Raw genomic sequence first — 12,839 nt, 5'->3', positions numbered from 1 at the left:
CCCGAGAACGCCCGAGAACACCGAGAGGCACCACCCCATGGCCCCCTCCTTCGCCGTCCACACGCGCCGCGGCGCCGCGGCCCTGGCCACCGCCGCCGTCCTGAGCGCGGCCGCGGCACCGGCCGCCTTCGCCGACGGCACCCCCTCCCCGGCGGCCCCGGGCCTCTACGGCACGGCCGACCCGAAGTTCGACGGTGTCTTCCGGCAGTCGCTGGCCTTCATGGCCCAGCGCGCGGCGGGCGTCTCCCCGGCGAAGCAGTCCGTCGACTGGCTGGCCGGACAGCAGTGCGCCGACGGCGGATTCGCCGCCTTCCGGGCGGACACGGGCAAGCCGTGCGACGAGAAGGCGGGCGAGTACACCGACGCGACGGCCGCCGCCGTGCAGGGCCTGGCCGCGGCCGGCGGGCGCGGCCAGGCAGCGGGCAAGGGCCTGGAGTGGCTCAAGGCGCACCAGAACGAGGACGGCGGCTGGGGCATGACCCCGGGCGCCCCCAGCGACGCCAACTCCACCTCCATCGCGGTCGGCGCGTTCGCCGCCGCGGGCCAGGACCCGGCGAAGGCGGCCGCGAAGGGCGGCAAGAGCCCGTACGACGCGCTGCTCGCCCTCCAGCTCGGCTGCGACAAGAAGGACGCCGAGCGCGGCGCCTTCGCCTACACGCCGGAGAAGGGCGAGCTCGCCCCCAACGACCTGGCCTCGGCGGCCGCCGCGCTGGCCGTGCTCGGCAAGGGCTTCCAGGCCGCGCCCGCGATGAAGGGGCAGGAGAAGCCGGTCAAGCCGCTGGAGTGCGGCGACGACGAGAAGGCGAAGCCGCAGGACGCACCGGCCGCCGCCGAGGCCGTGGCCGCGTATCTCTCGCAGAAGCTCGCCTCCGACGGCCACTTCACCTCGGCCATGCCCGGCGCCCCCGAGGGCCCCGACTTCGGCACCACCGCCGACGCCGTCCTCGCCCTCGCCGCGGGCGGCCACGGCGACGCCGCCGACAAGCCGCTGAAGTGGCTGGAGGCCAAGGACAACAAGGCCGTCGACTGGGCCAAGGGCAACCCCGGCCGCCTGGCCAAGCTGGTCCTCGCCGCGCACGCCATGGGCGCGAACCCGCGCGACTTCGGCGGCGCCGACGTCGTCGGCCTGCTGGCCGCGACCGGCCCGAAGGCGGAGGCCGCGCCGTCCGCGCAGAACAGCGCTGAGGGCACCAGGGACAAGAAGGACAGCGGCGGCGGCTTCAGCGCCTGGTGGATCATCGGCATCGGCCTCGCCTTCGGCGCGGGCATCGGCTTCCTGATCAGCGGCCGCAACAAGAAGAACAAGCCGTGACGCTCGCCGGTCGCCTGCGCACGGCCTGCGACCCAGGGCGTGTCCGGTGGGTCGGTGCGGGTCCCGCGGCGTCTGGCGCGGTGCATCGCAAGGCGGAGCATGACCCGCGTACTGGGCGTACTCGGGTCATGCGACAACGCGGCGAGGTGCCGTGCCAGGCGTCGCGGGGCCTGTGCCGGCCCATCGGACACGCCCTGGTGCCGGCCGTGCTGCTCGCCGTGCTCGCCGCCGGGCCGGCCGAGGCCCAGGGCTACCGCTACTGGTCGTTCTGGCAGCGGCCCGCCTCGGCGAAGTCGGCGCAGGAGTGGGCGTACGCCACGCAGGGACCGGCCACGGCCCGGCCCGGCGACGGCGATTCGGTCGGCTTCCGCTTCGCGGTGAGCGAGGACTCCGCGCACGCCGCCAAGCCGCGGCCGGCGGAGGACTTCGCCGCCGTGTGCGACCGTACGCCCGCCGAGGAGGGCACCAAGCGCGTGGCCGTCGTCATCGACTTCGGCACCGCCGGGGACGCCTCCGGCGGCGAGCACCCGCCGGCGGCCCGGACCGCGTGCGCTCAAGTGCCCGGGGACGCCAGCGCCGCCGAGGCGCTCGCGGCGGTCGCCAAGCCGCTGCGCTACGACTCCAACGCCCTGCTGTGCGCCATCGAGGGCTACCCGAGGACGGGCTGCGGGGAGAAGACCGACGCCCCTTCCGACACGTCCGCCACACCCGGAACCGCGCCCTCATCCGCATCCGCATCCGAGGGCGACGGCGCAGGTGACGTCGGGCCGCTCTTCGGCGTCGCGGCCGTGCTCGCTCTCGGCGGGGCCGCCTGGTGGCAGGCGCGCCGCCGCCGTCGCGGATGAGGCCGATGAGCCGGGCAGGCAGGCGCGAGGACGCGCTGCACGCGGGTGCGTGGTGGCTGTGGGCGCTGGGACTTGCGACCGCGGCCTCGCGCACCACGAATCCGCTGCTGCTGGGCCTGCTCGTCGGCGTCGCCGGATACGTCGTCGCGGTGTGCCGCACGGACGCGCCGTGGGCACGCTCGTACGGGGCGTTCCTCAAGCTCGGCCTCGCCGTGATCGGCATCCGGCTGGTCTTCGCGGTGGTGCTGGGCTCGCCGATCCCGGGGACGCACACGGTCCTCACCCTCCCGGAGATACCCCTGCCCCACTGGGCCCAGGGGGTACGGATCGGGGGGCGGGTGACCGCGGAAGGGCTGGTCTTCGCGCTGTACGACGGCCTGAAACTGGCCTCGCTGCTGGTGTGCGTGGGCGCCGCGAACGCCCTCGCCAACCCGGCGCGGCTGCTCAAGTCGCTGCCGGGCGCGCTGTACGAGGCAGGGGTGGCGGTCGTCGTGGCGATGACGTTCGCGCCGAACCTGGTCGAGGACGTCCAGCGGCTGCGCGCCGCCCGCCGCCTGCGCGGCCGCCCGGACCGCGGTCTGCGAGCGCTGCTGCAGGTGGGGTTGCCGGTGCTGGAGGGGGCGTTGGAGCGCTCGGTGGCGCTGGCGGCGGCGATGGACGCCCGCGGCTACGGCCGCACCGCCGACGTCCCCCGCGCGGTCCGGCACACGACGAGCGCCCTGACCCTGGGTGGGCTGCTGGGCGTCTGCGCGGGTACGTACGGACTGCTGGCCGACGTGGGGGCGGGGTACGGACTGCCCCTGCTGCTGGCCGGCCTGGCCGCCGCACTCGCGGGCCTTTGGCTGGGCGGCCGCCGCTCGGTCCGCACCCGCTACCGCCCCGACCGCTGGGGCCCGAGGGAGTGGCTGGTCTCCGCCTCGGGCGCGGCGGTGGCGGCCCTGACGATCTGGGCGAACGACTACGCGCCCGCGGCGCTGCACCCCCCGGCGGTCCCGCTGACGACACCGATGCTGCCCGTGTGGCCCGCGGCGTCGATCCTGCTGGGGCTGCTGCCCGCGGCCGTTGCGGGCCATCGCGCCGCGAGGCCGGAGGCTCCCCCGGCAGGAAGGGCACTACCCGGCAGCCGGCCCGCACCCCACGACGAAATCCCGCACGATGAATTCCCGCACAAGGAGGCCCCGAAATGATCCGCTTCGAGCATGTATCGGTCTCCTACGACGGCGGCGCCCCCACCCTGACCGACGTCGACCTCACCGTGCCGGAAGGCGAACTCTGCCTCCTCGTAGGCCCCTCGGGCGTCGGCAAGTCGACCCTCCTCGGCACCGTCAGCGGCCTCGTGCCCCACTTCACCGGCGGCACCCTGCACGGCCGCGTCACCGTCGCGGGCCGCGACACCCGCACCCACAAGCCCCGCGAACTCGCCGATGTCGTCGGGACGGTGGGCCAGGACCCCCGGGCCCATTTCGTCACGGACACCGTCGAGGACGAGCTCGCCTACGGCATGGAGTCCCTCGGCCTCCCGCCGGAGACGATGCGGCGCCGCGTGGAGGAGACCCTGGACCTGCTCGGCCTCGCCGGCCTGCGCGACCGGCCGATTGCCACCCTCTCCGGCGGGCAGCAGCAACGCGTCGCGATCGGCTCGGTGCTGACCACCCATCCCAAGGTGCTCGTCCTGGACGAGCCGACGTCCGCCCTGGACCCGGCCGCCGCCGAGGAAGTGCTGGCGGTGCTCCAGCGCCTGGTCCACGACCTGGGGACCACGGTGCTGATGGCCGAACACCGCCTGGAGCGGGTCGTGCAGTACGCGGACCAGGTCATCCTGCTGCCCGGCCCCGGCGCCGCCCCCGTCGTCGGCGAACCCGCCGAGATCATGGCGGTCTCCCCCGTCCATCCGCCCGTCGTCGCGCTGGGCCGGCTCGCGGGCTGGTCGCCGCTCCCGCTGTCCGTACGGGACGCCCGGCGCAAGGCGGCACCGCTGCGGGAGCGGCTGGGGCCGCTGGCCCCGGACCCGCTGCCGGCGGCGGCCGGCGATCAGGCCGCGGTGGTCCGCGGCCTCACCGTCCGGCACGGCCGGGTGCCGGCGCTGGACGACGTGACGCTGTCGGTGCGGGCCGGGGAGACGGTCGCCCTCATGGGCCGCAACGGAGCGGGCAAATCGACGCTGCTGCGCACCCTGGTGGGCATGCACGCGCCCTCGGCCGGCTCGGTGCGCCTCGGCGGCGTGGATCCCAAGTCCACGCCGCCGTCGAAGCTGCTGCGGCACGTCGGGCTGGTGCCGCAGGACCCGCGCGACCTGCTGTACGCGGACACGGTCGCGGCCGAGTGCGAGGCGGCCGACGGCGACGCGGGCGCGCCGCCCGGCACATGCCGGGCGCTGGTCGCCGGACTGCTGCCGGACGTCGGCGACGCGACGCACCCGCGCGACCTGTCCGAGGGCCAGCGCCTGGCGCTCGCGCTGGCCGTCGTCCTGACGGCACGACCGCCGCTGATCCTGCTGGACGAGCCGACGCGCGGCCTCGACTACGCGGCCAAGTCCCGCCTCACCGAGATCCTGCGCGGCCTTGCGGCCGACGGGCATGCGATCGTCCTGGCCACGCACGACGTCGAACTGGCGGCGGAGCTGGCGCACCGGGTGATCGTCATCGCCGACGGCGAGGTCGTCGCGGACGGCCCGACGGCGGAAGTGGTCGTCTCCTCCCCGGCCTTCGCACCGCAGGTGGCAAAGGTGCTGGCACCGCTCCCGTGGCTGACGGTGCCGCAGGTGCGCGAGGCGCTGGGGGGTACTCGGTGAAGGCTCGCTTGCGGTCGGACGACGTGCCGTCCCGGCGGGTGAACCCCGACCGTCAGGCCCGGGCCATCCGGCTGGGCCCGCGGTCGATTGCCGCGCTCGTGCTCGTCTCGCTGGCCGGCATCGCCGCCTTCGGCTGGCCCCTCCTCGCCGGCTCCACTTCCGGGCTCGCCCACTCCAAGGACGCCCCCTGGCTGTTCGCGGCCCTCCTGCCGCTGCTCCTCGCGGTCGTCATGGCGACGATCGCCGACACCGGTCTGGACGCCAAGGCCGTCGCCATGCTCGGCGTCCTCGCCGCGGCCGGCGCCGCCCTGCGGCCGCTCGGGGCCGGGACGGCGGGCATCGAGCCGATGTTCTTCCTGATGGTGCTCTCCGGCCGCGTCCTCGGACCCGGATTCGGCTTCGTGCTGGGCTCGGTGTCGATGTTCGCCTCGGCCCTGCTGACCGGCGGGGTCGGCCCCTGGATGCCGTTCCAGATGCTGGCGATGGGCTGGGTGGCCATGGGAGCCGGCCTGCTGCCGGGCCCCGACCGCCTACGCGGCCGCCGCGAGATCCTGATGCTCGCGGGGTACGGGGCGGTGGCCTCCCTCCTCTACGGCACCGTCATGAACCTCCAGGGCTGGCCCTACATCTCCTCGCTCGCCTCGGGCATCTCCTTCGTCCCCGGCGACCCGCTGCCCGCGAACCTGGCCCGCTTCACCGCGTACTGCCTGGCCACGTCCCTGGGCTGGGACCTCCCCCGCGCCGTCGTCACCGTCACGGCCACCCTCGCGCTGGGCCCCACCCTGCTCAAGGCCCTCCGCCGCGCCACCCGCCGGGCGGCCTTCAACGCGCCGGTCGGGTTCGAGGAGGCGGGCTGAGCCGCCTTTTCGGTGTCTTCTTTTCGGCGTCCCGCTAAAGCCGCTGGATGATCGTCCCCGTCGCCTGTGCGCCGCCCGCGCACATCGTGATCAGGGCGAACTCGCCGTCCCGGCGCTCCAGCTCGTGCAGCGCGGTGGAGATCAGCCGGGCGCCCGTCGCCCCCACCGGATGCCCGAGCGCTATGGCGCCGCCGTTGACGTTGACCTTCTCCAGGTCCTGTTCGAAGACCTGGGCCCAGGACAGCACCACCGAGGCGAACGCCTCGTTGATCTCCACGACGTCGATGTCCCGCAGCGACATCCCGGCCCGGCCGAGCACGGCGCGGGTCGCGTCGATGGGTCCGTCGAGGTGGAAGTGGGGGTCGGCGCCCACAAGGGTCTGGGCGACGATCCGGGCCCGCGGGCGCAGCTTGAGGGCGCGGGCCATGCGCTTGGAGGCCCACATCAGGGCCGCGGCACCGTCGGATATCTGGGAGGAGTTCCCGGCGGTGTGGACGGCGTGCGGCATGACGGGCTTGAGCCCGGCCAGCGCCTCCATGCTCGTATCGCGTAACCCCTCGTCGCGGTCGACGAGGCGCCACATGCCCTGCCCGGCATGCTGCTCCTCCTCCGTGGTGGGCACCTGCACGGCGAACGTCTCCCGCTTGAAGCGCTCCTCGGACCAGGCGCGGGCCGCCCGCTCCTGGGAGAGCAGGCCGAGCGCGTCGACGCGCTCGCGGGTCAGGCCGCGCTTGCGGGCGATGCGCTCGGCGGCCTCGAACTGGTTCGGCAAGTCGACGTTCCACTCGTCGGGGAAGGGCTTGCCCGGCCCGTGTTTGGAGGCGCTGCCCAGCGGCACCCGGGACATGGCCTCGACGCCGCAGGCGATGCCGATGTCGATGACGCCGCCCGCGATCATGTTGGCGACGAGGTGGTTGGCCTGCTGGGAGGAGCCGCACTGGCAGTCCACGGTGGTGGCCGCCGTCTCGCAGGGCAGCCCCATCGCGAGCCAGGCGGTGCGCGCGGGGTTCATCGACTGCTCGCCGGCGTGGGTGACGGTGCCGCCGACGATCTGCTCGACGCAGTCCGGCTGGATGGCGGTGCGGGCGAGGACCTCACGGTAGGTCTCGCCCAGCAGATAGGCGGGGTGGAGATTGGCGAGCGCGCCGCCGCGCCTGCCGATGGGGGTGCGCACCGCTTCGACGATGACGGGTTCCGAGGCCATGACCAACTCGTCCTCTCCTCGCGGCCGCAGGGCGTCCCGGCACCCACGGCCACTGTCGTCCCGGGGACGACCCCCGACACCCCCGGCCGAACTAGTACAAGTTCTAGTTCTGTTCGCAGTCTTACGAGCGCTACCGCCGGTACGCAAGGGTCGCGCACCGTCCGGCTGCGCAACAGATGGCGTCGTCGGCCTTGCCGCCTGCAGGCGCCGTCACTACGGTCGTCCGGCCACTTCTGACGTGTCGTCAGAAGTATCCGCTCCCCTCCCGACCCGGCACGACCGACCAACGGAGTGATGGCCATGCCCCCCTGTCCCGCGCTGCCGGAAGGCTTCGACCCCACCGACCCCGGCCTCTACCAACACCGGGTGCCGCTGCCGGAGTTCGCGCGGCTGCGGCAGACCGCTCCGGTGTGGTGGGTCGGCCAGCCGCGCGGCATCGCGGGCTTCGACGACGAGGGGTACTGGGCGGTGACCCGGCACGCGGACGTCCGGGAGGTCTCCACCCGGCCGGAGACCTTCTCCTCCTCGGTCAACACCGCCATCATCCGCTTCCACGAGCACATCCAGCGCGAGCAGATCGACGTCCAGCGCCTGATCATGCTCAACATGGACCCGCCCGAGCACACCCGGGTCCGCCAGATCGTCCAGCGCGGCTTCACCCCGCGCGCCATCCGGGCCCTGGAGTCGGCCCTGCGCGAGCGGGCGGGCGCCATCGTGGCGGCGGCCCGGCGGCGCGGCGGCGGGAACTTCGTCACCGACATCGCCTGCGAACTCCCGCTCCAGGCCATCGCCGAGCTGATCGGCATCCCCCAGCACGACCGCGCGAAGATCTTCGACTGGTCGAACAAGATGGTCGCCTACGACGACCCGGAGCTGGCCATCACGGAGGAGATCGGGACCCGGTCGGCGATGGAGCTCATCTCCTACGCGATGGACCTCGCCTCGGCGCGCACCCAGTGCCCGGCGCAGGACATCGTCAGCCGGCTCGTGGCCGCCGAGGACGAAGGCAACCTGGGCTCCGACGAGTTCGGCTTCTTCGTGCTGCTGCTGGCCGTGGCCGGCAACGAGACCACACGCAATGCCATCAGCCACGGCATGCACGCCTTCCTCACCCACCCCGACCAGTGGGAGCTCTACCGGCGCGAGCGGCCCGCCACCGCGGCGGAGGAGATCGTCCGCTGGGCCACACCCGTCGTCTCCTTCCAGCGCACCGCCACCCAGGACACCGAGCTGGCGGGCGAGACGATCCGGCAGGGCCAGCGCGTCGGCCTCTTCTACGCCTCCGCCAACCACGACCCCGAGGTCTTCGACGCGCCCGGGACCTTCGACATCACCCGCGACCCCAACCCCCACCTGGGCTTCGGCGGCGGAGGGCCGCACTACTGCCTGGGGAAGTCGCTCGCCGTGCTGGAGATCGACCTCATCTTCCAGGCGATCGCCGACGTCCTGCCCGGCATCCGCCTGGATGAGGGCAGCGAGCCGCGGCGGCTGCGCTCGGCGTGGCTCAACGGGATCAAGGAACTGCGGGTGCAGTACGGGGACTGACTCCCCGATTCTCCCTCCAGTCCCAGCCACCCCAACTGCCCCTGGGGAGGCCGGAATCGGTCCATACCAGAAGCTTGTCAGTGGCCGCCGGCGGACTTACCCTCGGGTACATCTTCCGGATCGGCATGTTTTGTGCGTTGCACGGTGGCTTCGGCAACACCCTGCGTCAACAACATGCGTACGGCGCCACATCACGCGCATCACGGAACCCGGTCCTTCCGTACCTCACGGCACCACGGCACCCCAGGCACGCACAGGCAGCGCAGCGCATGGCGCCGCGCTGTTCACCGCTCTTCCGAGGGGACAGACAGGATGAAGGACGCTCAAGGCAGACAGGTCACGGGACGCGTCAGGTGGCGCAAGTTCGCGGTGCTGTCGATCCCCGGCTTCGCCGCCACCGCGGCGCTGGCCGTGGCGCTGGCCCAGGGGGCGCTCGCCGCCTCGTTCGCCGTCTCCGGCCAGGAGTTCAAGGTCGGGGCCTCCAGTCTGGAGGGCGAGGGCTTCGCCCAGTACGGCGGGGTGGACAAGAATGCGCGCGGCAAGCTGCTGCCCGTCGCCGTCACCGCCATCAAGAGCGCCAAGATCCACGACCTGTGCCAGTCGGTGGTGACCACCCTGCCGCTGATCGGCGACATCACCCTGGAACTCACCGCGGGCAAGGGCGACAAGCCCGTCGAGGCGACCGACCTCTTCCTGGACGCCACCCAGATGTCCGGTGACGCGACCTTCGAGAACATCGAGATCGGCCGCGACGCATCGACCCTCAACAAGGGGCCCGCCTCGGCGCAGGGCCTGCAGGACGCCTTCGGGCAGCAGGCCAAGAGCATCAAGGTGGCAGGCCTGCACCAGACCGCCTGGGCGACCAACGCCGGCAAGTTCAAGCTCGCCGGCCTGGACATGAAGGTCGGCCTCGGCAAGCGGGAGTGCTTCTGACGTGGCGACGGCCGGCACCGAATCCGTCCGTCCCCGGCGCCGGCCGTGGGCCGCGTGGCGGCAGTGGCGCAAGGGCCGCCCCTTCTGGGGCGGGCTCGCCGCCGTCGTCGCGGGCGCCGAGATCTGCGCCCTCCCGCTCGCGCCCCTGAAGATCATGCTGGAACAGGGGATCGCGGGCATCCCCTCGGTCCTCATGGGCCTGGTCATGATCCTCATGGGCCTGACCGCCTGGTTCGCGCCCCAGTACCGCGCACTCGCCGGGATCCTCACCGTCATGATCGCCACGGCGGCGCTGGTGATGTCCAACCTCGGCGGTTTCCTGTTCGGCACGATCGTCGGCATCATCGGCGGCGGCCTGATCTTCGCCTGGCAGCCACTTGAGGCGGCCGAGTCGCCGGAGGTAACCGGGGCGGCCAGTGCGGCCGAGGTGGCCAACACCCCTGAGGCCACCGGTGCACCCGAGGCAACTGCTGCACCCGAAGCCGCCGATGCAGCCGAGACCAGCAGTCGGCCCCACCACCATCTCCCACCCCAGGAGTCCCCATGACACCCCGCTCCTCAGGCAGCCGCGCCCTCCTCGCCGGCGGTGCCGGGCTCGCCCTCACCGCGAGCCTCGGTCTCGGCCTCGCCGGAACCGCCGACGCCAGAACCACCGGCACCGGAACCGCCAGAACCGCCGTGGACGCCGGCTCGACCACCGTCTCCCCCGCGGGCCACGCCTTCTCGGCCACGCTCAACGGCACCGCCACCTTCAAGGCCGGTTCCGTCACCGTCACTTGCAACGTCTCCAGCTCCGTCCCCGCGGACGGCAGCGACAACAACCGGGTGCCCGCAGCGCCCGGCAACGTCAATCCCGCGGGGCCGGTGGCCAGCGCCCTCAACGCGCCGACCTACTCCGACTGCGCGGCCAACCTGCCCGGCGTCGACGTCACCGTCACCACGTCCGGCACCTGGGGCGTCTCCATGCAGTACGGGTCGCCGATCACGGCCTCCCTGACCGTGCCCAAGGGCGGCCTCGTGCTGAAGACGACCGGCCTGGCCAACTGCACCGTCACCGCCGCGCCGGACACCGCTGCCACCTTCCCCGCCGCCTTCACCAACGGCGCGCCGTCGCAGCTCGTCGTCACGGATGCCGCCGTGCCCGTCGTGGCCGAGGGCGGCTTCGGCTGTCCGACGAGCGCCACCAGCTCGCTGTTCAACGCCACATACGACGTCACGGACGTCACGGACCCCGCGTCCCAGATCACCGTCGGCGGCTGACCGGCGCCGGGGGGCGCTCCCGACGGGCCGGGTCAGCTCCCGGCCCGTACCGGCTCCGGCTGCAGCGCGTCGCTGTCGCCGCGCGCTCCGGGGATCGTCGCCGGCTCCTGCCGGCCCGGGCCCGTCAGTACGTACTGGATGGCGAAGCCGCAGGCCACGACGGCCGCGCCGCCGGCCGCGTCCAGCACGTAGTGGTTGGCCGTGCCGACGATCACCGAGAGCGTCAGCAACGGGTAGAGCATGCCGAGCCACTTCGTCCACGGCTTGGGCGCGACGACGGCGAAGACGATGCCGCACCACAGCGACCAGCCGATGTGCAGCGAGGGCATCGCCGCGTACTGGTTGGACAGTTCGGTCAGCGCCCCGAAGTCGGGGTTGGACAGGTCCTGCGGACCGTTGGCCGTGTCGATGAAGCCGTGGTCCGGCATCAGCCGCGGCGGGGCCAGCGGATAGAGCCAGAAGCCGACGAGCGCCATCAGGGTCGCGAAGCCCAGCGCGGTGCGCGCCCAGCGGTAGGTGGCGGGGCGGCGCAGGTAGAGGTAGCCCAGCATGGACAGCGGCACCAGGAAGTGGAAGGTGCCGTAGTAGTAGTTCATGCTGTTTTTCAGCCAGCCCACGCCCGCCACGAAGTGGTTGAATCCGTACTCGACGTCTATGTGCAGGAAGTTCTCGACGCCGAGGATCTGCCGGCCGTGGGACTCGGCGAGGCTGCGCGAGTCGGGGGCCTGGGCACGGACGTAGGAGTAGACCCAGTAGCCGACCCGTATCAGCATCAGCTCCAGCAACAGGTTCGGACGGTTCAGCGGCCGCTTGAAGAAGCCGAGCAGCGGCACCCAGGGGAACCGGCCGCGCTCCGGCTCGGCGACCGGGGTCGGCACGGGGCGGTCCCACAGCGGCGAGGTGCGCGTCAGGAACGGCACCGCGCAGGCCGCGGCGAGGGCCGCGAGCAGCGGGGCGTTCTCGCCGACGGGCCCGAAAACCGGGTTCGGCGGCACCAGCACCGTGCTGGTCAGCGTCATGACGAGCACCACCAGCACGGGCCACACCAGCCGGTCCGCACGCCGCCTGCCGGCCCGGCCGACGACGGCGAGCAGGATCCACAGCTGCTGGTGCTGCCAGGCGGTGGGCGAGACGGCGACCGCGACACAGCCCGTGACGGCCGTGGCGAGCAGGATCTGGCCGTCCCGGGCGTAGCGGGTGGCGCGGCGCAGGCCGAGCACGACGACGACGGCCGTCAGCAGCCCGTAGAGCGCCAGTTCGGCGGGGCCGCGCAGGCCGATGCGGAGCAGGAGGCCGTGCAGGGACTGGTTGGCGAGCCCGCCGGGGTCGTGGCCGAGCCCGGCTCCGGCGATGTGGTGCACCCAGTACGTCCACGAGTCGTCCGCCATGGTCACCCATGCCAGTGCCGTGCACAGCCCGAAGGTGACGCCGCCGGTGACGGCCGCCCGGCGGCGGCCGGTGAGCCACAGCAGCGGGGCGAAGAGCAGGACGGCGGGCTGGAGGGCGGCCGCGAGGCCGACGAGGGCGCCGCCCATGCGGCCGGAGCCTCCGGCGAGCCGGGGCAGGCAGCACCCCAGGAGCACCAGCAGCACCGGGATGATGCTGGTCTGGCCGAGGGTGAAGGTGTTGCGCACGGGGAGCGAGAGCGCGGCCAGGATGAGCGCCACGGGTGCCGCGAACAGGGTGGTGCGCCGCCCGGCCGGCCCTGGCAGGGCGCGGGCGGCGACGAGCGCCACGGCGACGACGAGCAGCAGGGTGCCGAAGGTCCAGACGATGCCGAGGCTGTCTTCCGCGGCCTTGGTCAGCGGTTTGAGGACCAGTCCGGCGAACGGGGTGCCGGTGAAGGTGTCGGTGTCGTAGAGCGAGCCGCGCACGTGCAGGACGCCGTTCTCGCCGATCCACCGTTCGAGGTCGGTGAAGCGGCGCTCCGGGGGAAGCCGCAGCACTGCCGCAGCCTGGCGCACGGCCAGCAGTCCGGCGACGATCCACAGGCCCCACAGGGCCATGCCGGTCCGCGAGCCCGCCCTCGGCAGGCTCCCCAGCCCGCCCCGCTCTGCTTCCGCCACGCTCTGACGCACCTCCAGTCGCCCGG

General features: G+C 73.3%; 11 protein-coding genes. 9 read left to right on the top strand and 2 right to left on the bottom strand.

Annotated features, from left to right (window positions below):
• Window positions 1–37 precede the first annotated feature (37 nt).
• From FHS39_RS08410 to FHS39_RS08390, 5 genes are all read left to right on the top strand, one after another.
• Window positions 38–1,312, top strand: coding sequence for an SCO2321 family membrane protein (locus FHS39_RS08410; protein WP_184347876.1), 1,275 nt, complete (start codon window positions 38–40; stop codon window positions 1,310–1,312).
• 128 nt (window positions 1,313–1,440) lie between these two features.
• A complete protein-coding gene (locus tag FHS39_RS08405) occupies window positions 1,441–2,157 on the top strand; it encodes an SCO2322 family protein (protein WP_246469991.1) in 717 nt (238 codons plus the stop codon).
• A gap of 5 nt (window positions 2,158–2,162) precedes the next feature.
• Window positions 2,163–3,344, top strand: a complete 1,182-nt coding sequence (locus tag FHS39_RS08400; RefSeq protein WP_246469990.1) for an energy-coupling factor transporter transmembrane component T — start codon at window positions 2,163–2,165, stop codon at window positions 3,342–3,344.
• A complete protein-coding gene (locus FHS39_RS08395) occupies window positions 3,341–4,948 on the top strand; it encodes an ABC transporter ATP-binding protein (protein ID WP_184347871.1) in 1,608 nt (535 codons plus the stop codon). The genes FHS39_RS08400 and FHS39_RS08395 overlap by 4 nt, the downstream gene beginning before the upstream one ends.
• The gene (locus FHS39_RS08390; protein ID WP_425507754.1) at window positions 4,945–5,805 is read left to right on the top strand and encodes an ECF transporter S component; all 861 of its coding nucleotides are present in this window, start codon (window positions 4,945–4,947) and stop codon (window positions 5,803–5,805) included. The genes FHS39_RS08395 and FHS39_RS08390 overlap by 4 nt, the downstream gene beginning before the upstream one ends.
• Before the next feature lie 34 nt (window positions 5,806–5,839).
• Here FHS39_RS08390 and FHS39_RS08385 read toward each other — a convergent pair whose 3' ends face one another.
• Window positions 5,840–7,009 carry a steroid 3-ketoacyl-CoA thiolase gene (locus FHS39_RS08385; RefSeq protein ID WP_184347869.1) on the bottom strand — a complete coding sequence of 390 codons (1,170 nt, stop codon included), beginning with the start codon at window positions 7,007–7,009 and terminating at the stop codon, window positions 5,840–5,842.
• 300 nt (window positions 7,010–7,309) lie between these two features.
• Here FHS39_RS08385 and FHS39_RS08380 point away from each other — a divergent pair, with 300 nt between their 5' ends.
• From FHS39_RS08380 to FHS39_RS08365, 4 genes are all read left to right on the top strand, one after another.
• The gene (locus FHS39_RS08380) at window positions 7,310–8,554 is read left to right on the top strand and encodes a cytochrome P450 (RefSeq protein ID WP_184347859.1); all 1,245 of its coding nucleotides are present in this window, start codon (window positions 7,310–7,312) and stop codon (window positions 8,552–8,554) included.
• A gap of 312 nt (window positions 8,555–8,866) precedes the next feature.
• Entirely contained in the window at window positions 8,867–9,487 is a 621-nt protein-coding gene (locus FHS39_RS08375) for a DUF6230 family protein (RefSeq protein ID WP_184347856.1), read from the top strand.
• Window position 9,488: 1 nt separating this feature from the next.
• Window positions 9,489–10,034 carry a DUF6114 domain-containing protein gene (locus FHS39_RS08370; protein ID WP_343069441.1) on the top strand — a complete coding sequence of 182 codons (546 nt, stop codon included), beginning with the start codon at window positions 9,489–9,491 and terminating at the stop codon, window positions 10,032–10,034.
• A complete protein-coding gene (locus FHS39_RS08365) occupies window positions 10,031–10,747 on the top strand; it encodes a hypothetical protein (RefSeq protein WP_184347854.1) in 717 nt (238 codons plus the stop codon). Before FHS39_RS08370 ends, FHS39_RS08365 begins: the two co-directional genes overlap by 4 nt.
• 32 nt (window positions 10,748–10,779) lie before the next feature.
• Here FHS39_RS08365 and FHS39_RS08360 read toward each other — a convergent pair whose 3' ends face one another.
• Window positions 10,780–12,753 carry a bifunctional glycosyltransferase 87/phosphatase PAP2 family protein gene (locus FHS39_RS08360; RefSeq protein ID WP_184348791.1) on the bottom strand — a complete coding sequence of 658 codons (1,974 nt, stop codon included), beginning with the start codon at window positions 12,751–12,753 and terminating at the stop codon, window positions 10,780–10,782.
• Window positions 12,754–12,839: the final 86 nt, after the last annotated feature.

This window comes from Streptomyces olivoverticillatus (assembly GCF_014203555.1).
GTDB classification, from domain to species: domain Bacteria; phylum Actinomycetota; class Actinomycetes; order Streptomycetales; family Streptomycetaceae; genus Streptomyces; species Streptomyces olivoverticillatus.
This window is presented reverse-complemented; position numbering and strand designations above follow the sequence as displayed.

Bases quoted from the DNA above. Each gene is read 5' to 3' on its own strand.
- FHS39_RS08400 (WP_246469990.1), top strand. From the start codon at position 2,163: ATGAGCCGGGCAGGCAGGCGCGAGGACGCGCTGCACGCGGGTGCGTGG.
- FHS39_RS08360 (WP_184348791.1), bottom strand. From the start codon at position 12,753: ATGGCCCTGTGGGGCCTGTGGATCGTCGCCGGACTGCTGGCCGTGCGC.
- FHS39_RS08385 (WP_184347869.1), bottom strand. From the start codon at position 7,009: ATGGCCTCGGAACCCGTCATCGTCGAAGCGGTGCGCACCCCCATCGGC.
- FHS39_RS08365 (WP_184347854.1), top strand. From the start codon at position 10,031: ATGACACCCCGCTCCTCAGGCAGCCGCGCCCTCCTCGCCGGCGGTGCC.
- FHS39_RS08405 (WP_246469991.1), top strand. From the start codon at position 1,441: ATGCGACAACGCGGCGAGGTGCCGTGCCAGGCGTCGCGGGGCCTGTGC.
- FHS39_RS08410 (WP_184347876.1), top strand. From the start codon at position 38: ATGGCCCCCTCCTTCGCCGTCCACACGCGCCGCGGCGCCGCGGCCCTG.
- FHS39_RS08380 (WP_184347859.1), top strand. From the start codon at position 7,310: ATGCCCCCCTGTCCCGCGCTGCCGGAAGGCTTCGACCCCACCGACCCC.
- FHS39_RS08395 (WP_184347871.1), top strand. From the start codon at position 3,341: ATGATCCGCTTCGAGCATGTATCGGTCTCCTACGACGGCGGCGCCCCC.
- FHS39_RS08375 (WP_184347856.1), top strand. From the start codon at position 8,867: ATGAAGGACGCTCAAGGCAGACAGGTCACGGGACGCGTCAGGTGGCGC.